The organism is Methylocella tundrae, assembly GCF_901905185.1.
Taxonomy (GTDB): domain Bacteria; phylum Pseudomonadota; class Alphaproteobacteria; order Rhizobiales; family Beijerinckiaceae; genus Methylocapsa; species Methylocapsa tundrae.
This window is the reverse complement of record NZ_CABFMQ020000076.1, coordinates 43,871-65,141: the sequence shown is the minus strand read 5'-3', so window position 1 is coordinate 65,141 and position 21,271 is coordinate 43,871. Positions and strand designations below refer to the sequence as shown.

General features: G+C 61.9%; 15 protein-coding genes. 9 read left to right on the top strand and 6 right to left on the bottom strand.

Translation table 11 applies throughout. The annotated features are described in order from the left end of the window. Window positions 1–38: 38 nt before the first annotated feature. Window positions 39–1,085, bottom strand: coding sequence for a lysylphosphatidylglycerol synthase domain-containing protein (locus MPC4_RS08155; RefSeq protein WP_174512078.1), 1,047 nt, complete (start codon window positions 1,083–1,085; stop codon window positions 39–41). A gap of 1,003 nt (window positions 1,086–2,088) precedes the next feature. Between MPC4_RS08155 and MPC4_RS08150 the strand changes: the two genes are divergently transcribed. Beyond that, window positions 2,089–3,006, top strand: a complete 918-nt coding sequence (locus tag MPC4_RS08150; RefSeq protein WP_174512077.1) for a metallophosphoesterase — start codon at window positions 2,089–2,091, stop codon at window positions 3,004–3,006. A 167-nt stretch (window positions 3,007–3,173) separates the two neighbouring features. Continuing rightward, entirely contained in the window at window positions 3,174–4,103 is a 930-nt protein-coding gene (locus tag MPC4_RS08145) for a histone deacetylase family protein (RefSeq protein ID WP_174512076.1), read from the top strand. 38 nt (window positions 4,104–4,141) lie between these two features. Here the strand turns inward: MPC4_RS08145 and ribB are convergent, their stop codons facing one another. The 4 genes from ribB to dapA all read right to left on the bottom strand — a co-directional run bounded on the left by ribB (window position 4,142) and on the right by dapA (window position 8,080). After that, entirely contained in the window at window positions 4,142–5,431 is a 1,290-nt protein-coding gene (gene ribB, locus MPC4_RS08140) for a 3,4-dihydroxy-2-butanone-4-phosphate synthase (RefSeq protein ID WP_174512075.1), read from the bottom strand. Window positions 5,432–5,515: 84 nt separating this feature from the next. Beyond that, window positions 5,516–6,631, bottom strand: coding sequence for a chorismate synthase (aroC, locus tag MPC4_RS08135; RefSeq protein ID WP_174512074.1), 1,116 nt, complete (start codon window positions 6,629–6,631; stop codon window positions 5,516–5,518). A 47-nt stretch (window positions 6,632–6,678) separates the two neighbouring features. After that, entirely contained in the window at window positions 6,679–7,155 is a 477-nt protein-coding gene (gene smpB / locus MPC4_RS08130) for an SsrA-binding protein SmpB (RefSeq protein ID WP_134491916.1), read from the bottom strand. A gap of 28 nt (window positions 7,156–7,183) precedes the next feature. Then, window positions 7,184–8,080: a 4-hydroxy-tetrahydrodipicolinate synthase gene (gene dapA / locus MPC4_RS08125; protein ID WP_174512073.1), complete on the bottom strand. Its 897-nt coding sequence runs from the start codon at window positions 8,078–8,080 to the stop codon at window positions 7,184–7,186. 226 nt (window positions 8,081–8,306) lie between these two features. On the opposite strand from dapA, the gene MPC4_RS08120 reads away from it, so the two are divergent. After that, window positions 8,307–10,523 carry a lytic transglycosylase domain-containing protein gene (locus MPC4_RS08120; protein ID WP_174512072.1) on the top strand — a complete coding sequence of 739 codons (2,217 nt, stop codon included), beginning with the start codon at window positions 8,307–8,309 and terminating at the stop codon, window positions 10,521–10,523. A gap of 1 nt (window position 10,524) precedes the next feature. Here MPC4_RS08120 and MPC4_RS08115 read toward each other — a convergent pair whose 3' ends face one another. Beyond that, window positions 10,525–10,923 carry a response regulator gene (locus MPC4_RS08115; protein ID WP_174512071.1) on the bottom strand — a complete coding sequence of 133 codons (399 nt, stop codon included), beginning with the start codon at window positions 10,921–10,923 and terminating at the stop codon, window positions 10,525–10,527. A 134-nt stretch (window positions 10,924–11,057) separates the two neighbouring features. Between MPC4_RS08115 and MPC4_RS08110 the strand changes: the two genes are divergently transcribed. The 6 genes from MPC4_RS08110 (at window position 11,058) to arsB (ending at window position 21,193) form a co-directional block, all read left to right on the top strand. Further along, complete coding sequence (locus tag MPC4_RS08110) at window positions 11,058–11,963, top strand: alpha/beta fold hydrolase (protein ID WP_174512070.1); 906 nt, start codon at window positions 11,058–11,060, stop codon at window positions 11,961–11,963. 709 nt (window positions 11,964–12,672) lie between these two features. Next, a complete protein-coding gene (locus MPC4_RS08105; RefSeq protein WP_244628905.1) occupies window positions 12,673–14,304 on the top strand; it encodes an NAD(P)-binding protein in 1,632 nt (543 codons plus the stop codon). A gap of 53 nt (window positions 14,305–14,357) precedes the next feature. Then, window positions 14,358–17,945, top strand: coding sequence for a pyruvate:ferredoxin (flavodoxin) oxidoreductase (gene nifJ / locus MPC4_RS08100; RefSeq protein ID WP_174512069.1), 3,588 nt, complete (start codon window positions 14,358–14,360; stop codon window positions 17,943–17,945). Between the two features lie 14 nt (window positions 17,946–17,959). Next, window positions 17,960–18,955 (top strand): dihydroorotate dehydrogenase-like protein, encoded by a 996-nt coding sequence (locus MPC4_RS08095; protein WP_174512068.1) that lies wholly within the window; start codon window positions 17,960–17,962, stop codon window positions 18,953–18,955. A gap of 213 nt (window positions 18,956–19,168) precedes the next feature. Further along, on the top strand, window positions 19,169–20,026 hold the full coding sequence (locus tag MPC4_RS08090) for a hypothetical protein (RefSeq protein WP_210253616.1): 858 nt from the start codon (window positions 19,169–19,171) through the stop codon (window positions 20,024–20,026). Window positions 20,027–20,110: 84 nt separating this feature from the next. After that, on the top strand, window positions 20,111–21,193 hold the full coding sequence (gene arsB / locus MPC4_RS08085) for an ACR3 family arsenite efflux transporter (protein ID WP_174512067.1): 1,083 nt from the start codon (window positions 20,111–20,113) through the stop codon (window positions 21,191–21,193). The last annotated feature ends 78 nt before the right edge of the window (window positions 21,194–21,271 follow it).

The window sequence follows — 21,271 nt, the reverse complement described above, 5'->3', positions numbered from 1 at the left end:
CTCCTCTTCGCCACGCTGCGTCGGCGACGCCCTTCCGGTCAGCCGAGATCGTCCACCTGCGCTTCAGTGCGGTCCATCGCTTCGCGCAGGCTTTTCCAGCGCCGGAAGGCCTCATGCGCGCCAAGAAGAGCCAGGGCGAGAATGAAGGGCGCGATATAATAAATAGCGCGAAACAGCAGCAAAGAAGCCAGCAAGGGCTCCTGCGCGATTCCAGGCAAGGCCTTCAGCATGGTCGCCTCGAATACGCCAATGCCGCCCGGCGCATTGCTGGCGACGCCAAGAATGCAGCCAAACACATAGGTCGCGGCGAAAGTGAAGAAATCGATATGGAGCTGCTGAGGCAGCAGCACATAAAGCACCCCGGCGGCGGCGCACTGGTCGACGACGCCAAGGACGATCTGGCCAAGCGACAATGCAAGGCCCGGCAGCTCAAGCCGGAAACCCTGGATCCGGACAGTGCGGCGACGGACCGTCACCCATGTGAGATAGCAAAGGATGCCGCCGATCAGCCCCGCGCCGATCAGCATATTCAACGCAGGGGTGAGATGATTGATGGCGCTGATCGCCTCCGACCGGAAGGCGAGCCCCGCGCCGATCACGAGAATCATGCCGATCCAGAATGTCACTCCGGCGATGATCGTGAGGCTCGCGACCTTGCTCGCCGCAAGCCCCACCTGGGAATAAATCCAGTAGCGGACCGTACCCGCGGTGATCAAGGGAAAGCCGAGCACGAAGGAAATTGCATAGCTGGTGAAAGAAGCGAGCGCCGTCGTTTTATAAGGCACGCGAACGCGCAATTGGCGCAGCGCCAGCGCGTCATATCCGGTCAAGGCGAGGAAGGACACGCCAGCCAGCAAGGCCGCCCAGGCGATCTGATCATTGCCCGTCGCCGCGATGGCCCGCTGCAAATCGGCGAGATTGACGCCGGAAAGGGTGCGAATGAGGACGTAAATCGAGAAGGCCGCAATCGCAACGCTGAAGCCGGCGGCCAGCTTTTTTCCGAAGGAGCGGTGATGCGCCGCCACGCCGCGCACGCTCCGCGCATGGGCGTCTTCCAGCGGAGCTTCATAAAAGAGCGGAGCCATCTCTCGCGGCGAGCCAGCCGCCCCCCCGCCGTCGGATTGAGGCCGGACGTTGTTATGCATAAGTCCCTGATCCAAAACTTCTGGTCCCTGGCGATCCTCGCTTCTGACCCGCCTCGCGGATCAATAAGAAGGCGCCGCGGGGGTCATATGGGCGTGCTTATGCGGCGCGAACGCGACACTAGCAAGGCCTCGCCATGAAGACGTCATTTGTTCGTCGCTCCAAGACAATTCTTGATACACATCTCAACTGACCGTGATCACGTCCTAATTTAAGGCCGGGATCTTCGTTTGCTTGGCTTTTCGCAACCATTTCCAGCATTTTGCGCCCAAATTCGGGACGAAGTGCGAAAACCTTGTTAACCGTCGCGCAAGCGCCCAAAGCCTAACCTCGTCGCATTCAAACCGAAGCTCGGCTGATTGAATATGCCGGGATGCGCGGATCAGGCCTGCCAAACCGCAAAACTTGCGGGCTTCGGCTTCGTTCCCGGCCTTAAAAAATCGGCCCGGCGACCGATATGTAAAGACTCGAGACGAGATTCAGCGTTGGGCGAGGAGCGTAATCGCACAGCGCAGCCGTGGAAAAGCGGTTTTCATCAGCAAACGGCGATCGGTTTTCCCCGTCCCGTCGAAAGCGTTAGAGGGCGTTAACTTTCCCGTTTCATGATCTTTTGATCGATCTCGGGAAACTTCATTCTCCTCGCATCAGAAGAGCAAAGTCGATGACCCACCAGGATAATCCTCAACCGGCCCCGGCCCCTCAAAGCGGCGCACGCGACCTCCTCTCGAGGCTTTATCGCGAAATCGGGATTTCCGCGGTCGCCGCGGCCCTTGAATCCAACAAGCGCCCAAAGGCGAAGGAGATTGAATCAGCCAAGAATCCGGCCGTGCTGCGCGAAGAGAAAGCTGCGTAAAAGCAACGCGGCGACGCGCGTACCGCCGGAATGGAAAGCGCCGGCTCTGGCTCCGGGTTGGCTCTTTGGGCCATGTGCGGTATAGATTTTATATGACTCATCTCAGCCGCCGGCTTTTCCTCCAGACCGTCGGCGGCGCGGCTTGGGCGACCGCTGGCTTTGGCTCCTACGCTTTCGCGTTCGAGCCGGGCCTTCGACTCAAGGTGACCCCTTATGAGGTGACGCCGCCCAATTGGCCTTCGGCGCTGAAGCTGAGGGCTGTGGTGCTCGCCGATATTCACGCTTGCGATCCCTGGATGCCGGCCGCCCGCGTCCGCTCGATTGCCGAACTGTCCAATGCGCTGCAGCCTGACATTGTCTTCCTGCTCGGCGATTTCAGCGGCGGCCATACGATTTTGACCGAAGCCGTTATGCCCGACGAATGGGGCGAGGCGCTTTCGGTGCTCAAGGCTCCGCTCGGGGTCTACGCCGTTCTCGGCAATCATGATTGGCTGCATGGGCCGCTGCCCAACATGCCAGGCGACGACGCGGCCGGCGTGCGCAACGCCTTGAGGGCGGCCAATATCAGGGTGCTTGAAAATGACGCGGTCCGCCTGACCAAAGACGGTCACCCGTTCTGGCTCGCAGGCCTTGGCGATCAACTCGCGGGACCGAAGGACCGGCCGTTTGGCGGCGGCGTCGATGATTTGCCTGGAACGCTAGCTTTGATCACCGATGCCGCCCCGGTGATCATGCTCGCGCATGAGCCCTTCGTATTTCGGCGCATGCCGGCGCGGGTCGACCTCACCTTATGCGGACACACGCATGGCGGCCAGGTCAATCTCCCGCATGTCCAGGCGCGATATGCGCGCGCCTTCAGCAATCTGGTCTACGGTCATATCATAGAGCAAAATCGCAATCTGATCATTTCCGGCGGCCTTGGCACATCGCACGTCCCGGTGCGTTTCATGCGCCCGCCGGAACTCGTCGAAGTCGCGATCAGCGCGGCGGCGCCCAACGGCGATTCCTGAACCGCCTTTTGCGGCGGCCGGACGCCGCAGGCGAGGTCGCTTTCATCGCCCGGCTTCATTCCTCGCCGAGTTTCAATGGACAGAGCGCGCCGAAGGCAATATGGGAGATTTTGCGCCCTGTTTCGCAAGCATCCGCAGCGTAACCCGCACTGGAGCGAGCCGCCTCCGTGACGACGCTTTTTATGAGTCATCCGTCGTGTCTCGACCATGACACAGGTCCTGGCCATCCTGAACGCGCGGACCGCATTCGCGTCATAGAGCGCACATTTGAAAGCGAGATCTTTCAAATGCTGCATCGCGATATAGCGCCCGAACTCGATTACGACGCCCTGCTTCGCGTTCATCCCGCCGAATATATCGAACGGATCAGGGCGGCGATGCCGACAGAGGGGCTGGTCGACATCGCCGAGGATGTCGTGATCAGCCCCGGCACCTGGGAGGCCTTGTCGCATTCCGTCGGCGGGACGGTGGCGGCGGTCGACGACGTGATGCGCGGCCTTTCGAAAAACGCCTTCGTCGCGATGCGCCCACCTGGCCACCATGCCGAGACAGCCCGGCCGATGGGTTTTTGCATTTTCAATCTCGCCGCGATCGCGGCGCGGCGGGCGCAGACTGCGCATGGCGCCGAACGCGTGGCGATCGTCGATTTCGACGTCCACCACGGCAATGGAACGCAGCAGATTTTCTGGTCCGACCCATCGGTTCTTTATGCTTCGACGCATCAAATGCCGCTTTATCCCGGCACCGGCGCGCTCGGTGAATGCGGCGCCTGCGACACGATCGTCAACGCGCCTTTGCCAGAGGACGCTGGCAGCAAAATGTTCCGGGAAGCGATGGAGACGCGGATTCTGCCGCGGGTCGAGGCCTTTGCGCCGGATCTCATCGTCATTTCGGCCGGATTCGACGGCCACCGTTTCGATCCGGTCGGCGGGCTTCATCTCGAGGTTGCGGATTTCACCTGGATCACGAACCGGCTCATGGACATTGCCGAGCGCCGCGCCAACGGCCGCATCGTGTCGGTCCTCGAAGGCGGCTATGATCTCGAAGCGCTCGCCCGTTGCGCCTCTGCGCATGTGCAGACGCTGATGGGCGCCTAACACACGATGATCTCGGGCGGCGCCGCTCAACCTCGGCTTTATTCCACGCCTTCGCTGGCGACGATCTCGATGCCGAATCCGGAGAGGCCGACATAAGTCATCGGCCGCGAGGTGCGCAGCCGGATCGACGAAACGCCGAGATCGCGCAGAATCTGGGCGCCAAGACCGACCTCGCGCCAAGCCTTTGTCCGCTGCGCCTCGGAATCGGCCGGCTGCTCGTCGGCGATCGTCACGGGGACGCCCGCCGCGCCGTCGCGCAAATAGATAAACACGCCACGCCCGTTCTTTTTGAAGGCGGCGAAAGTACGCTTGATGCTGTCGCCGCCGGTTATGACGTCCGCGATGATGTCGACCCTGTGCAGACGCGTCGGCATATCGCGGCCGTCGCCAATCTCGCCCTGCACGAAGGCGAAATGCTGGACCTGATCGAAGGGCGTCATGTAGGCGTAGCCGGTCAAGGGACCGCTCGGGCCCTCGACGTGGAAGGTATTGACCCGCTCGACGATTTTTTCGCGCGCTTGCCGATAGGCGATCAAATCCGCGACCGAGATCCGTTTGAGACCGTGCTCTTGCGCGAAAGCCTCGATCTGCTGCCCCGCCATCACCGTTCCGTCGTCATTGGCAAGTTCACAAATCACGCCGACCGGCGGCAGCCCGGCGAGGCGTACGAGATCGACCGCGGCTTCGGTATGGCCGGAGCGCATCAGCACGCCGCCTTCCTTGGCGATCAGCGGAAACACATGGCCCGGGCGCACGAAATCCGCCGCGCCCATGTTGCCGTTGGCGAGCGCGCGAACCGTATTGCTCCGCTGTTCGGCGGATATTCCCGTCGTCAGCCCGTGCTTGACATCGACCGAGACGGTGAAAGCGGTCCCATGCGGCGCATCATTCATCGCCACCATCGGCTGAAGGCTAAGGCGCTTGGCGTCACGCAGCGTGATCGGCGTGCAGACGATGCCGCAGCAATGGCGGATGATGAAGGCCATTTTCTCCGGCGTGCAGAGCGAGGCGGCGCAGATAAGGTCGCCTTCGTTCTCGCGGTCGTCGTCATCCGTGACGATGACGATTTCGCCGCGCGCAATGGCTTCGATGGCCTGCGAGACGGACTGACCCATGGCCGCAATCTCCTTCATTTCGGCGATCTTCAGAAAATCATTCGGCGTCACCGCGCCTCCGGTTTCACGCAAGAGATGCTCGGCCGTCTCGCGCGATACCCAGGCGTCGCCCTGGTTGCAGAGCTGTGAAATCGAAGCTTTGGACAGCCCGGTCCTGCGCGCGAACTCCGCTTTGCTGACATTGTTGTGCTTCAGCCAATCACCGAGCTTCATGCCGAAGCCAACGCCTTTACGAGTCTGCCTGCGCGTTTAGTTAGACTAAACTTCTTTCCGCATCAAGGTTTAGCGTAAATAAATTCATGGCCGCGATGGCCACGCCGAGCTTTCGCCGACCTGCCCGCGATGGCGCAAAAACTGGTCTGCGAGGACACAGGCGACCATCGCCTCGCCGACCGGCACGGCCCGGATGCCGACGCAAGGGTCGTGGCGTCCCTTGGTCACGATCTCCGCCTCGGCCCCGCTGCGATCGATGGTGAGGCGCGGCTGCAAGATTGAGGATGTCGGCTTCACGGCAAAGCGCGCGACGATCGGCTGGCCAGTGGAAATGCCCCCCAGAACCCCTCCGGCATGATTCGACAGGAAAAGCGGCCTGTCGTCGTTTCCAAAGCGCATTTCATCGGCGTTTTCTTCGCCGGTCAGTTCAGCGCTGGCGAAACCCTCGCCGATTTCGACGCCTTTGACCGCATTGATGGACATCAGGGCGCTCGCGAGCTCCGCGTCGAGCTTGCCATAAATCGGAGCGCCCCACCCTGCCGGCGCATTCTCGGCGACGATCTCGATGACGGCCCCGATCGAGGAACCGGCTTTGCGAACGCCGTCGAGATAGGATTCAAAGAAGGCCGCGGCTTTGGCGTCGGGACAAAAAAACGGATTCTTCGCGCATTCGTCCCAGTCCCAGTTCGCACGGTCGATTTTGTGCGGACCCATCTGCACCAGCGCGCCGCGAATGAGGACGCCGGGGATGATCTTGCGCGCCACGGCGCCCGCCGCGACCCGCGTCGCCGTCTCGCGCGCAGAGGAGCGGCCGCCGCCGCGATAGTCGCGGACGCCATATTTGGCGTCATAGGCGTAGTCGGCATGGCCCGGCCGATAAACGGTCTTGATGGCGTCGTAATCCTTCGAGCGCTGGTCCGTGTTTTCAATCAAAAGCGCGATCGGCGTTCCAGTCGTGACCTGCCGCCCCGTCTGCGGATCGTCGAATACGCCGGAGAGAATTTTGACCTTGTCGGCCTCCTGCCGCTGCGTCGTGAAGCGGCTCTGGCCGGGGCGTCGGCGCTCGAGGAAGATCTGAATATCCTCCTCGACCAGTTCGATGCGCGGCGGACAGCCGTCGACAACGCAGCCGATCGCCGGCCCGTGGCTCTCGCCGAAGGTGGTGACGCGGAAAAGATGGCCGAAACTATTGTGAGACATGGATTAGCCCGCAATTAAATCGGGACTGAAAAACGCGATCGCGAGCATCAGCCCTTCTCCCGCATGAGGCGGCTCTTTTCGCGGCTCCAGTCGCGTTTCTTCTCGGTCTCGCGCTTGTCATGCAATTGTTTTCCGCGCGCGAGGGCGATCTCGATCTTCGCCCGGCCTTTGTCGTTGAAATAGATCTTCAGCGGCACGATCGTCATGCCTTCGCGCTCGGTCCCCTGCGCCAGCTTGGCGAGTTCGCGCGCGTGCAGAAGCAGTTTGCGCGGCCGCTTCGGCTCATGGTTGAACCGGTTGGCCTGCAGATATTCCGGGATGTTCGCATTGATGAGAAAGAGTTCACCGGAGCGGCCGATCGAGGCGTAGCTTTCTGCGATGGTCGCTTTGCCCGTGCGCAGCGATTTGACTTCGGTGCCCGTCAGCATGATGCCCGCCTCGAAGGTTTCCCCTATCTCATAATTATACCGCGCCCGTCGATTGTCCGCGGCTATCTTGAAAAGACTCTCTTTTTTTGGGGCCACTCAAAGCGCCTCACGCATCAAGGAAAGCTCAGGCATCGACAAGAAGCCCGGCATGGATGAGGGCGGCGTTGATCGGCGCATGCGCTTTCTCGCTCGCCTTTAACATAGGCGCGCGAACCTCTTCCGTGATCTTGCCAAGCGCCGCCAGCGCATATTTCGGCCCGGCCGGATTTGGCTCGATGAAAAGAGCCTGATGCAAGGGGCTCAGCCGATCGTTCAGCTTCAGCGCGCGGGCGAAATCATTGCTGAGGCAGGCGTCCTGCATGTCGGCGCAGATCTTCGGCGCAATGTTCGACGTCACCGAGATGCAACCGTGGCCGCCGAGCGCCATCACCGCGACCGCCGTCAGATCCTCGCCGGACAGCTGGATGAAATCAGGTCCAAGCGCCTCCCTTTGCTGCGCCGTGCGGGCGAGATTGCCCGTCGCATCCTTGACGCCGGCGATGTTTTTCAGCTCGAACAGCCGCTTCATCGTTTCGACCGAGATGTCGACCACGGAGCGCGGCGGGATATTGTACAGAATGATCGGGATGCCGACGGCGTCGTTGATCGCCTTGTAATGCTGATAAAGCCCCTCCTGCGAGGGCTTGTTGTAATAGGGCGCGACGATGAGCAGGCCATCGGCGCCCGCCTTCTCGGCAAAACGCGACAGCTCGATCGCCTCATGCGTATTGTTCGAGCCCGTCCCGGCGATCACCGGCACGCGGCCGCGTGCCTCCTTGATGCAGGTCGCAATGACCTCGCGATGTTCGGCGTGCGACAAAGTCGGGCTTTCCCCGGTCGTGCCCGCGGGCGACAAGCCATGCGTGCCGCTCTCGATCTGCCAATCGACCAACGCCCGATAGGTCGCTTCATCGAAGGCGCCATCCTTGAAAGGCGTGACGAGTGCGGTGATGGATCCCCTAAATGCCGCCTTTTTCGTCATTATCGCTAACCTTTCACCAATCCGCCCGATCAAGGCCGCATTTTACAGGCTGAGTTTCTGGCGCTGTTTGAGCTGCGCGGACCAGACACATAGACGTCAATGAGCCTTTCGAAAAGGCCCGCCTGACGACAAACCCTCTGCGCTGACTGCGATAATTCGTCCTTTGTTAATAAGGAAGGGTTCAGACTCATCGTTTGGAGCATTGATGACCAGGATTGACCGAGGCATGCTCACGAGGTCATATCTCTTCAGCCCGCCCCGCGTCCGGCTCATCGGTTCGAGCCTTTCCGGTCCAAGGCTCAATGGCGCGAGGCTGGCGATCGGGATCGGCGCCCTCGCGCTCGGCCTCAGCGGGGCCTATGTCAAGCAGAAGGGTGTTGGCCTCTCCCCTTCCGACTGGCCGGAGCCAATCCGCGCCCTCCTTGCCCCCGAGCCGCGATTCGCGCCGCCCGCCGTGCCATTTCTGCGCGAAGAGGCGCCCGACGAGGATGACGCCGACATTGGCGCCCGCCCCGAAGCGCCGCCGGTCAATCTGACCGCGGCGGCCCATGAACTCGGACGCGACCTCGCCGGGTTCAAGGAAGCGATCTCCTTCTATAAATCCGGCGATCTGGCGGGCGGCGACGCCGCCGCGAAGGCCGCTACGGACCCGATCGTTCAAACGGCGCTCGAATGGATTGCGCTGCGGACATTTTCCCGCGAATCGGGCTTCGACCGCATGCAGGCCTTCATCGCCGCGCATCCCTCCTGGCCAGCGCAGGGCTGGCTGCGCAAACTCAGCGAAGAGGCCCTGTTCGGCGACCGCAAGAAATCGGCTCTGATCAAATCCTATTTCTCGACATCCGAGCCTCAGACGCCGGCGGGCAAGCTCGCCCTCGCCCGCGCGCTGAAAGACGATGGCAAGAGCGCTGAGGCCGCCGCCCTCGTGCGCGGCGTCTGGCGCGAGGCCGACCTCAACGCCGCGCTCGAAGCAAAGATCAGAGCCGATTTTGGCTCCTATCTCGAAAAGGCCGATCACAAATATCGCGCCGAACGCCTGCTCTACAAGGAGCAGACGGCAAATGCGATGCGCGCCGCGATCCTCGCGGGGCCGGATGTCGTCGCCCTTGCCCGCGCGCGCGCGGCTGTCATCGCGGAGGCCCCAAGCGACAAACTTCTCGCCGCAGTGCCTGCCCCCTTGCGGGCGGACGCGGGCTATAAATTCGCGATGATTCAAAAACTGCGGCGGGCGGACAAGATCAGCGAAGCCGTCGCCCTCATGCTGGCGGCGCCGCGCGACCCGATTGTCCTGATCAATGGCGATGAATGGTGGGTCGAGCGCCGTCTCCTGGCGCGAAAGCTCCTCGACCGGGGCGATGCGAAAACCGCGTACAAAATATGCGCGGAACATTCCGCGATGACGCGGGAGATGCAGATCGAGGCCGAGTTCCACGCCGGCTGGATCGCGCTGCGCTTCCTCAACGACGCTGCCCGCGCCGCGGCGCATTTCGACACGCTGATCAAGCTTGCCGCGACGCCAATGTCCAGGGCGCGGGCGGCCTACTGGCGCGGCCGCGCCGCCGAGGCCTCCGCGAACCCGGACGCGGCCGGGACGGCGAAAGCCTTCTATCAGCAGGCGGCAACGCATCCCGCGACCTATTACGGGCAACTCTCGCGCGAAAAACTCGGGCTGAGCGCGGCTCCGATCCGTATGCCGGCGACAGAGGCGGCGGGCGAGGCGCGCGACCCATCCGTCAAGGTGATCGAACTTCTCTACGCCGTCGGCGAGAAAGCCCTCGCCTATCCGCTCGTCCTTGAGGCGGCCCGCCACCTCGAGGACCCCGCGCAAGTCGCCGCGCTCGCGAAAGTCGTCGCGCGGCAGCAGGACGCGCATGTCTCGCTCACTGTCGGCAAGATTGCGAGCCAGCGCGGCATTGCTCTCGATGAGCTCGCCTTTCCGACCTATGGCGTTCCGGCGTTTCAGCCTTTGCCGAATTCGGCCGACCCTTCCGTCGTCTATTCGATTGCGCGCCAGGAGAGCGCGTTCGATACGAGCGCGGTTTCGAGCGCCGGCGCCAAGGGCTTGATGCAGATGATCGCCGCGACCGCGCGAACCACGGCCCAGCGCGCTGGCGTCGCATTCGACGAGAGCCGGCTCACCGCCGACGCCGCCTTCAATGCGCAGCTCGCCGCCGCCCATCTCGGCCAGCTCCTCGCCGAGAACCGCGGCTCCTACATCCTCGCCTTCGCGTCCTATAACGCCGGCGGCAAGCGAGTGAAGCAATGGCTCGACGCTTATGGCGATCCGCGCAAGCCGGGCGTCGATGCAATCGATTGGGTGGAGCGCATTCCGTTCACCGAGACGCGGAATTATGTCCAGCGCGTCATGGAGAATCTCAACATCTATCGCATCCGCTTCACCGCCGCGCCCATGCAAAGGGCCGAAGCCGAAGCAAATCCTTAATTCAGCGATCTCGCTCGGCCGAGGCCCGCGCCACCACCCTTTCGATCTGCGCCAGCAAGGAAGAGACGGCATAGGGCTTTGGCACGAAAGCGTCCTCGCGCGGCATCAATCGGGGCTCGATCGTATAGCGGCCGGAGGTCAGAACCACGCCTATTCCGGGCCAGCATTCATGAATGCGCCAGGCAAGGTCGAGGCCATCGAGTGAGCCTGGCATGTCGACATCGGTAAAGACGACGCTGATATCGGACCGCCGCGCCAGCACGGCCAGGGCCTCATCGGCATTGCAGGCCTCAATCACGACAAAGCCGGCGCTCTCCAGAACATCGACGCCGAGCATGCGCACGAGGGGTTCATCTTCAACGACGAGAGCGAAGCACTGTTGATTGCCGGGCTTTTCCATGCCTCACTAACAGGCCTAATCTGGATCAGTTCCGGTTTGATCATTTTAAGGTAAAAAAATGATTTAACTGCGGACTTTCCCGTTGCTACCGCCGCGCGCGCAGATGGCGCCGCAACCAGACGCGTGGATGTTTCATGCCCCTTGCCGAGCCCCTTGCCGAGCCCTCCTTTGAGAGCTGCTTTATCTCCGCGTCCGATGGACTAAGGCTTCACTTTCGCGACTATGGTTCGCCGCTCGACCCCGGCCTGCCTGTCGTGTGCCTGCCGGGACTGACGCGCAGCGCGGCCGATTTCGGCCCGCTCGCGAGCGCTCTCGCCGGCGGCCTTGCCGGAAACAGGCGGCGGCGCGTTCTGGCGCTCGATTATCGCGGCCGCGGCCTCTCCGGCTATGATCGGGACTGGAAAAACTACAGCCTGCCCGTCGAGAACGACGACATACTGTCTGTGCTGACCGCAGCCGGCGTCGAACGCGCGGTTCTCGTCGGAACATCGCGCGGCGGCCTCCATGTCATGCTGCTGTCCGCGACGCGGCCGTCCATCATAGCCGGCGCCGTCCTCAATGACATCGGCCCGGTTCTGGAGCCGCAGGGACTCGCGCGCATTCGCAGCTATGTCGGCAAGCTGCCGCCGCCAAAGTCGGAGGCCGACGCCGTCGATCTGCTAAAGCGATTGATGAGCGCACACTTCAAGGGCCTCGGCGAGGCCGATTGGGCGCTCTACGCCAAACTGACCTTCGCCGATGAAACGGGACGTTTCGGCGGGCGCTATGATCAAAAGCTGATGAAGACGATCGAAAGCATCGATCTGGAACAGCCGGCGCCGGCGCTCTGGGCGCAATTCGATGGCCTGCGCGCGGTTCCACTGCTGGCGATCCGCGGCGGCAATTCCGACCTTCTTTCGCCCGGGACGCTGGCGGAAATGGCGCGCCGCCACCCGAATTGCGAGACCTATATCGTTGAAGGCCAGGGTCATCCGCCGCTCCTTATCGACGCTCCATCCATTCAAAGGATTGCGGCTTTCGTCGCTCAAACGGAAGGATGATGCTATTGTAACTGCGGATGACCTTGTCCGCGTAGACTTTCACATCGTTCCTTGGAGCAGCGACGCCAGCGGAGAGAGTTGCGATGCGCCATGCGCGCGAGATCATTTGCCTGAAATTTTCCGCCCGGGCGAGGTCGCGACGCGATGCGGCCTCGCTGCCTCCACCGCCCCAATGCCGCCACCCCATTGATCTGAGTCAAGGCGTCAGCATAGGGGTTATGGCATGCAAGCAGCATTGATTTCATGCAGCGCATGCGCGCGGTTTGAAATCGGCTGGAAAGGCCTTGGAATTTCCCGCTCCGGCGTGGGCGTAAGCAGAAGCGGTCTGCGACGTTTAGTTGAAGCATTTTCAAACACCCATCGGCCAGTTTCTCTATCTTCTATTTTGAGCAATACGGATTTCGCTTTGTGCCGGAAGACATGAAGCCAGAGTTGGCATTCGGCGTTAGGCTGTCAGCGATCGGCGCCGGCTCGCCAGCGCCAAATATGTTTTGCCCGCAGGGATCATGATGGTTGCGGCGGCGCGGCTCTTTTCGGGTGGGGAGCGGCGCTGAAGATCGGCCGCCTATAGTGGGGCGCCCGGTCCGCAGTCCTCTTCGTCCCGGAGATGCAGTCCTCTTCGTCCCGGAGATGAAGGCGGCTGCGCTCGATCGCGGAGTTCGCCTCCGCCGCCCAACTATTCGGCCGCCCAATTATCTGGAGAGGTCCCGTGACAGCCTTTGCCCGCGACATGACGCCGACCGTCGACTTGACGCGAGAGAGAGGGACGGGCCCGGTGCGTCGCCAGCGCCCGATCTATGTCGACATGCTGCCCCCGTGCAACGCGGCCTGCCCCGCTGGCGAGAATATCCAGGCCTGGCTGGCGTTGGCGCAGGCAGGCAAGTTCCAGGCGGCCTGGGAAGCGCTGATCCGCGACAACCCTTTGCCGGCGGTGCACGGGCGGGTCTGCTACCATCCTTGCGAGACGAACTGCAATCGCAAGGATCTCGACTCCGCGGTGAACATTCATTCGGTAGAGCGTTTCCTCGGCGATCTTGCCGCAGAACAAGGCTGGGCGATGCCGAGCGACAAGGCCGCCACCGGCAAGCGCGTACTGGTGATCGGCGCCGGCCCGAGCGGCCTGTCTGCAGCCTATCACCTTACGCGGCTCGGCCATGAGGTAGAGATCCACGAGGCGGGACCGTTGCCGGGCGGCATGCTGCATTTCGGCATCCCTGCCTATCGTCTGCCGCGTGAGGATCTGATGAAGGAGATCGGACGGATCGAGCAGATGGGCGTCAAGATCGTCCTCAATCATCGTGTGGATGATGTGTTGGCGGAGAAACAGGCCGGCCGGTTCGACGCCATCTTCATCGCCATCGGCGCCCAGCTTTCAAAACATGTAGACATTCCAGCGCGCGACGCCGTCAAGGTGCTGGACGCCGTCTCCATGCTGCGTGATATGGAGTCCGGCGCCGCTCCGCGCCTCGGCCGCCGCGTGGTGGTCTACGGCGGCGGAAATACCGCCATGGACGCCGCCCGCACGGCGCGACGGCTCGGCGCCGAGGAAGCGTTGATCGTCTACCGCCGCGACAGGGCGCACATGCCGGCGCGCGAGTTCGAGGCAGACGAAGCCTTGGCGGAAGGCGTCAAGATCAAATGGCTGACTTCAATAAAGGCTATCGACGGGAGCGATCTCACCGTTGAAGTGATGCGCATCGACGAGGCGGGCCGCGCCCAGCCGACTGGACAGATCGAGACGCTGCACGCCGACTCCGTGGTGCTGGCGCTCGGCCAGGACGCCGACAGCGGTTTTCTCAGGAAGATCCCGGAGATTGTCTTTGGAGCGGATGGAACCGTCGTCGTCGCGCCAAACATGATGACCGGCCGGCCGGGCGTCTTCGCGGGCGGCGACATGGCGCCGGGCGAGCGTTCCGTCACGGTGGCGACGGGCCATGGCAAGAAGGCTGCCCGTCACATCGACGCCTGGCTGAGAGGAGCCGACTGCGCACATCCCGCCAAGCATCCCATCATCGAGTTTGGCGCATTGAATCTGCCAATCTATGCCGACGCCATTCCCTCGACGCAGCAGGAATTGCCGGCGTCAGCGCGGGGCGCGGGTTTCGACGAGGTCGTCAGCGGCCTTAGCGAGGCTGAATCGCTGCACGAGGCCAAGCGGTGCCTCTCCTGCGGCAATTGCTTTGAATGCGACAATTGCTTCGCCGCCTGCCCGGAAGACGCCATCGCCAAGCTGGGTCCCGGACAACGCTATGCGATCGACTATGCTCTATGCACCGGCTGCGCGGTTTGCGTTGAACAATGTCCGTGCCACGCTATGGAAATGGTCCCTGAACGCGGCTGAGGAAATCAATCTAAATTGTTGGAGCCAGAAGCCTGATGGGCGCGAGAACGACAATGGACGGCAATACCGCGGTGGCGCATATCGCCTATCGCATCAATGAGGTATGCGCCATTTACCCGATCACCCCCTCATCGACCATGGCGGAACTCGCTGACCAGTGGGCGGCGGAAGGGCGCAAGAACATCTGGGGCGCTGTTCCTGTGGTGCAGGAGATGCAGAGCGAGGGAGGAGCCGCTGGCGCCGTTCACGGCGCGCTTCAGTCGGGCGCCATGACGACGACCTTCACGGCCTCGCAAGGGCTGCTTCTGATGTTGCCCAATATGCTGAAGATCGCCGGCGAGCTGACATCCACGGTGTTTCACGTCGCGGCGCGCTCTCTTGCGACCTCCGCTCTGTCGATCTTCGGAGACCACTCCGACGTGATGACCGTTCGCACCACAGGATTCGCGCTGATCTCTTCCGCCAATGTGCAGGAGGCTCATGACACGGCGCTCATGGCCGAGGCCGCGACCCTTGAAGCGCGGGTCCCTTTCCTGCATTTCTTCGACGGCTTTCGCACCTCGCATGAACTCAATACGCTTGAGCTTGTCGGCGACGATGACATCCGCGCCATGATCTCCAACGATCTCGTGCGCGCCCATCGGGCCCGTGCGCTCAACCCCGAGAACCCATTCATTCGCGGCACATCGCAAAATCCCGACACCTATTTCCAGGCGCGGGAAGCGGTCAGCCCGTTCTACGCCAGGACGCCGAAGATCGTCGAAGACGCCATGGCGCGCTTTGCGGCTGTTACCGGTCGGCGCTACGGCCTCTTCGAGTACGAAGGCGCGCCCGACGCCGAACGGGTCCTTATCCTGATGGGCTCCGGCGCCGAAACGGCCCGGGAAACCGTAAAGGCGCTGGTCGCGCGCGGCGAGAAAGTCGGCGCGCTCCAGGTGCGGCTCTATCGCCCGTTTTCAGCGGAGCACTTCCTTGCCGCGCTGCCGCCGTCGGTCGGCGCGATCGCGGTTCTCGAACAGACCAAAGAGCCCGGCGCCACAGGCGAACCGCTCTACCTTGACGTCATCGCCACGCTCGCGCAGGGCGTTGGAGACGGCCAGCGATCGTCGATGCCGCGCGTCATCGGTGGCCGCTATGGCATTTCGTCGAAAGATTTTACGCCGGCCATGGCGAAGGCGGCGCTCGACGAACTTGCGAAGCATGACGCGGGGGGCCGGTTCGCAGGACGCAACAGCTTCACCCTCGGCATTGATGACGACCTCTCCCACAGCAGTCTCGCGGTGGACCCAGGCTTTTCGATCGAGCCAGACAACACCACCCGCGCGGTCTTTTACGGCCTTGGCGCCGATGGCACTGTGGGCGCGAATAAAAACAGCGTGAAGATCATCGCCGAGGACGCGGGGCGCTACGCGCAGGGCTATTTTGTCTATGATTCCCACAAATCCGGCGCGCAGACGGTTTCGCATCTGCGGTTCGGCCCAAACCCGATCAAGGCGCCCTATCTCATCGCCTCCGCGAGCTTCGTCGCCTGCCATCAGTTCAGCTTTCTCGAACGGCAGGACGTGCTGCGCGTTGCGGCGCCGGGCGGCGTCTTTCTCCTCAACAGCCCCTATGGGCAAAACAACAGCTGGGATGCGCTGCCCCGCTCGGTGCAGCAGCAGATCATCGACAAACGATTGCGCTTCTTTGTCATCGACGCCTCAAAGGTCGCCCGCGAAGTCGGCCTTGGCGCGCGCACTAACACTATTCTGCAGACGTGTTTCTTCGCTATATCCGGCGTCTTGCCGCGCGAGACGGCGATCAAGCATATCAAGGAATCCATCCGGCACAGCTACGGAAGCAAGGGCGAAGCGGTCGTCGCCAAGAATTTTGCCGCGGTCGATGAGACATTGGAGCGCCTTTTCGAGGTCACGACGCCGCTTTTCGCAACCAATCCGAAAGACCGGCCCCCCATCGTTGCGGCCTCAGCCCCCGAGTTCGTGCAGCGCTTCACCGCCCGGATGCTGGTTGGACGCGGAGACGACATTCCAGTGAGCCTGATGCCGGCGGACGGCGCCTTTCCTTCCGGGACGAGCGCCTATGAGAAGCGCAATATCGCCGAGGCCGTACCGGTCTGGGAGACTGATCTTTGCATCCAATGCGGACAATGCAGCTTCGTCTGCCCGCACAGCGTCATTCGCGCCAAATATTACAATGAGGCGGCGCTCGCGGGGGCGCCATCCAGCTTCAAGTCGGCGCCGATCAATGCGCGCGGCTACCCTGAAGCGCGCTTCACCCTGCAATTCTATGTGGAGGACTGCACCGGCTGCGGTCTTTGCATTGAAGCCTGCCCGGCGATCAGCCCGCGCGAACCGGGCGTCAAGGCAATCAACCTCGCGACCAAGGAGCCATTGGTCGCAACGGAACGCGCCAATATCGCGTTCTTTGAGAAATTGCCGGTCAATGATCGGGCCCGCGTCGATTTCGCCAATGTTAGAGGCGTGCAATTTCTCGAACCTTTGTTCGAGTTTTCCGGCGCCTGTGGCGGATGCGGCGAGACGCCTTATCTCAAGCTGCTCTCGCAATTATTCGGCGACAGGGCGCAGATCGCCAACGCCACCGGCTGCTCATCGATCTATGGCGGCAATCTCCCGGTGACGCCCTGGACCAAGAACCACGAGGGGCGCGGGCCAGCCTGGTCGAATTCGCTGTTCGAGGACAATGCGGAGTTTGGGCTCGGCTTTCGGCTGGCCGCCGACAAGCATCTCGAAATCGCCCGGACCCTGCTGACAGAGCTCGCCCAGACGGTGGGTGAAGATCTCGCCGCGGATATACTAAGCGCGCCGCAAATCCATGAATATGAAATCCGCGCCCAGCGCATCCGCGTCGCCGAACTCAAGACGCGATTGCTAAAACTCGAGGGCGAGGCCACGCAAGATCTTTTGTCGGTGGTCGACCATCTCGTGCGGCGCAGCATCTGGATTGTCGGCGGCGATGGCTGGGCCTACGACATAGGCTATGGCGGCCTCGATCATGTGCTGGCGAGCGGACGCAACGTCAATGTGCTGGTGCTTGACACAGAGGTCTATTCTAATACCGGCGGCCAGGCCTCGAAAGCGACGCCGCTCGGCGCGGTCGCGAAATTCGCCGCGGCGGGCAAGCGTGTGGCGCGCAAGGATCTCGCGCTGCAGGCGATTGCCTACGGCAATGTCTATGTGGCGCAAGTCGCCATGGGCGCCAACCCACAACAAACGCTGGATGCCTTTCGGGAAGCTGAGGCTTATGATGGGCCCTCGCTCATCCTCGCTTACAGCCAGTGTATCGCGCATGGCATAGACATGCGCTTTGGCATGAAGCAGCAGGACCTTGCTGTAGCCAGCGGCTATTGGCCGTTGCTCCGCTTCAACCCCGCCATGCGGACGGCCGGCAAAAACCCATTCCAGCTTGATTCTCCGCGCCCGACGATCGCGTTCAAGGATTATGCCTATAATGAGATCCGCTACTCGTCTCTCGCCCGGACGCTGCCCGATGAAGCGGCGGCGCTGCTTCTCGACGCCCAGGCCGCGGTGATCGACAAATATCAGCAGTATGAGGATATTGCCGCGCGAGACGGCAGCCGGTTCGTGCCCGGCGTCGGCGTCGTCGTGAAACCGGCGTCTTAACGGAGGAGAGGCCGATGGATTTGACGACGCGCTATATGGGACTTCATCTCAAAAATCCATTGGTGGCGTCCGCTTCGCCGTTGACCCGCGAACTTGACGGCCTCCGGCTGCTTGAGGACGCAGGCGCGGCCGCCCTCGTGCTGCCTTCGCTGTTTCAGGAAGAGATCGAGGCCGAGGTCGCCCGTTACGATCGTCTGACCAGCGCCAACGAGGATAGTTGGCCAGAGGCGACCAGCCAGTTTCCAGCGTTGGTTGAGGCCAAACACGGCCCGCATCACTATCTGTGCCTCATTCGCCGCGCGAGCGAGGCGGTCGATGTTCCGGTCATCGCCAGCCTGAATGGCGTCACGAATGAGGGCTGGATCTCCTACGCCAAGCTGATCGAGGAGGCCGGCGCGAAGGGGCTCGAACTCAATATCTATTTCATTCCCGCCGATCTCACGCAAACGGGGCGTGAGGTCGAGCAACGCTATATCGACATCCTTGCCGCGGTGCGGGCGACGGTGTCGATCCCGATAGCCGTCAAACTCAGTCCTTATTTTAGTTCAATCGGCAATATGGCGTTGGCGTTGCAGGACGCGGGCGCCGACGCCCTGGTGCTGTTCAACCGCTTCTATCAGCCAGATCTCGATCTGACGCGATTGCAAGTGATGACCGACCTCAAGCTCAGTGAGCCGAGCGAGATCCGCCTCCCTCTCCTTTGGCTCGCCGTCCTCGCGGGCCGTGTGAAGCTCTCTCTTGCCGCCAGCACGGGCGTCGCCAGCTCCAACGAGGTCATAAAATATCTTCTGGCCGGGGCCGATGTTGTGATGGCGACTTCGGCGCTGCTGCGGCACGGCCCCGGCCATATGGCGACATTGCTCGCCGGGCTGGAAAAATGGCTCGCGTCACGGGAGTTCAATTCACTGGACCATGTCAGAGGCCTCATGAGCCAGCGCAAGCTGAAGGACCCGCAGGCCCTGGAGCGCGCCAATTATATCGAAATTCTGGAAGGATACAGCCAGCATTGATTTACGCGCTGACGCAAGGACTGCGTTTGCGGAGCGGCCGCGATCGGCTGCGCAGTTGGAACATCTGTCTGACTTCAAGGAGTAGGTCAAATGCGTCGGCGGCAATTTTTCTCGAAGACGTTAGCCGCCGCAGCGGGACTGAGCGCCGGCGGCTTCCTGCCAGCGGCGGCTCAGTCAACAGCGTCGGCTGCGCCGGCCGTGCCGGAAGGGCCGGTGACGCTCTATTTCGAGTTTCGCGTTGCCGATCCGGAACATGAAGCAGCCATGGCGGCTTTGACGGATTGCGCCTCGGCATGGCGCCAAGCGCCGGGCTTTTTGAGCCTGATGCTCAAGCAGATGAGCGGCGACTCAACCATGGTGAAGAACTATCCTGAAGCTTACAAGGGAGTTCTCGCGGAAGCCTATCTCGACGGCGTCAGAGATCACTCTCAGCCGTATTTCTATTCGCTCTTCGTGCGCTTCGCTGATTACGCGCAACTTCAAGCATCGCAGATCAACGAGGAATTCGACCGCACGGTTCTACCCTTTCTCCATGCCGTAAAGCAGACGCCGACCGGCTTCGCCAAATCCACCCAGCTCATGAGCGTCTATCGCGGTGTGCTTCAAACCATCGCCGCCGGCAACCGTGCAGGCATTTACACAACAGCCGCGGAAATGGCGGACTTCTTGCGTCATCCGGTCGAAGCCCCCGAGAGCAACACTTTGACGGTCGAGAACCACGTCATGGTCGCCGATGCCGGACACATTGAATGGGAAAAACTGGTTCTCCCGCTCCTCAAGGTAGCGCAGGAGACCCACCAGCCGAGTGATGATCCCAATGGCGTCGGTCAGCCGGGCAGCAAGTCCAATCGCCTCTACCGTAAGGCGCTGTCGACCGAGATCCTTCGCAATGCCTTGCCGGATGGCGACCTACGCGCCTATCTCATGCACGGTGTGTGGGAATCCGTCTGGGACCATGAAAACTCCCATCTCGATCCACGCTTTCAGGCCGCCGCCGGTCCTGTGGGAGCCGGCGTCGAAATCGGCCCCGTCGAGCCATTTTACCTGACCCGCCTGCTGGTTAAAGCCTAAGCGAGCGATATCCGTCGCCATGCTATAATATAATATTGATATTCGACGATATTCGATCAAAGAGATACAAGAAAGGATCCCGCGATGGCGGCTCAGATCCCATCAAAAAGACTGTCGTTCCTCGATCGTTACCTGACGGTCTGGATTTTCGCCGCCATGGCCGGCGGGATCGCCCTCGGATCGCTTTTCGCGGGCTTGCCGAGCTTTCTCAATAGCCTTTCGTTCGGCAGCACCAACGTACCTATCGCCATCGGTCTGATCCTCATGATGTATCCGCCGCTTGCAAGAGTCCGCTACGAGGAGCTGCCCGAGGTTTTCAAGGACTGGCGGATTCTGGCCCTCTCACTTGTACAGAACTGGCTGATTGGGCCCGTCCTGATGTTCGCGCTCGCGGTGCTGTTCCTGCGAGACTATCCCGAATACATGACGGGGCTCATTCTGATCGGGCTTGCCCGCTGCATCGCCATGGTGATCGTTTGGAACCAGCTCGCCGGCGGCGACAACCAGTATGTGGCGGGGCTGGTCGCTCTCAACTCGATCTTCCAGATCATCTTTTTCAGCGTTTACGCGTGGTTCTTCCTGACCGTGCTTCCACCCCTCGTCGGTCTTGGGGGCAGCGTCATCGACGTCGGCTTCTGGACGATAGCCGAAGCGGTGCTGATTTATCTCGGCGCGCCCTTCGCCGCCGGCTTCCTGACCCGGCTCATCCTGACCAGGCGCAAGGGGGTCATTTGGTACGAAAAGCAGTTCCTGCCGAAGATCAGTCCGATCACGCTCGTCGCGCTGCTCTTTACCGTCCTCGCCATGTTCAGCCTCAAGGGCGGCATGGTGCTGCAACTGCCCTTTGACGTGCTCCGCGTCGCAATTCCGCTCGCACTGTACTTTGTCATCATGTTCGTGATCAGCTTCTGGATGGGCAAGCTGATCGAGGCGGACTACCCCCGCACCACGGCGATCGCCTTCACGGCGGCAAGCAACAATTTCGAGCTCGCCATCGCGGTCGCCATCGCGACGTTCGGACTCGCCTCGCCCGTCGCCTTCGCCACCGTCATCGGCCCGCTGGTGGAAGTGCCGGTTCTGATCTCGCTGGTCTCGGTCGCCCTTTGGCTGAAGCGCCGCTGGTTTGACACAAAACAATTTGGAATAACCCCGCGTGCGTTAGAATAAAATTATGAGCATGCACAAGATCCTCATCCTGGCGCCGATTGCGTGACGCTTGGCGTCATTCCTTCGTTTTCTGACTTG

Coding starts and splice junctions, on each gene's coding strand:
- dapA (WP_174512073.1), bottom strand. CDS start 8,080: ATGACGAAAAAGGCGGCATTTAGGGGATCCATCACCGCACTCGTCACG.
- nifJ (WP_174512069.1), top strand. CDS start 14,358: ATGGACGGCAATACCGCGGTGGCGCATATCGCCTATCGCATCAATGAG.
- MPC4_RS08155 (WP_174512078.1), bottom strand. CDS start 1,085: ATGGCTCCGCTCTTTTATGAAGCTCCGCTGGAAGACGCCCATGCGCGG.
- MPC4_RS08120 (WP_174512072.1), top strand. CDS start 8,307: ATGCTCACGAGGTCATATCTCTTCAGCCCGCCCCGCGTCCGGCTCATC.
- arsB (WP_174512067.1), top strand. CDS start 20,111: ATGGCGGCTCAGATCCCATCAAAAAGACTGTCGTTCCTCGATCGTTAC.
- MPC4_RS08095 (WP_174512068.1), top strand. CDS start 17,960: ATGGATTTGACGACGCGCTATATGGGACTTCATCTCAAAAATCCATTG.
- ribB (WP_174512075.1), bottom strand. CDS start 5,431: ATGAAGCTCGGTGATTGGCTGAAGCACAACAATGTCAGCAAAGCGGAG.
- aroC (WP_174512074.1), bottom strand. CDS start 6,631: ATGTCTCACAATAGTTTCGGCCATCTTTTCCGCGTCACCACCTTCGGC.
- MPC4_RS08115 (WP_174512071.1), bottom strand. CDS start 10,923: ATGGAAAAGCCCGGCAATCAACAGTGCTTCGCTCTCGTCGTTGAAGAT.
- MPC4_RS08110 (WP_174512070.1), top strand. CDS start 11,058: ATGCCCCTTGCCGAGCCCCTTGCCGAGCCCTCCTTTGAGAGCTGCTTT.
- MPC4_RS08150 (WP_174512077.1), top strand. CDS start 2,089: ATGACTCATCTCAGCCGCCGGCTTTTCCTCCAGACCGTCGGCGGCGCG.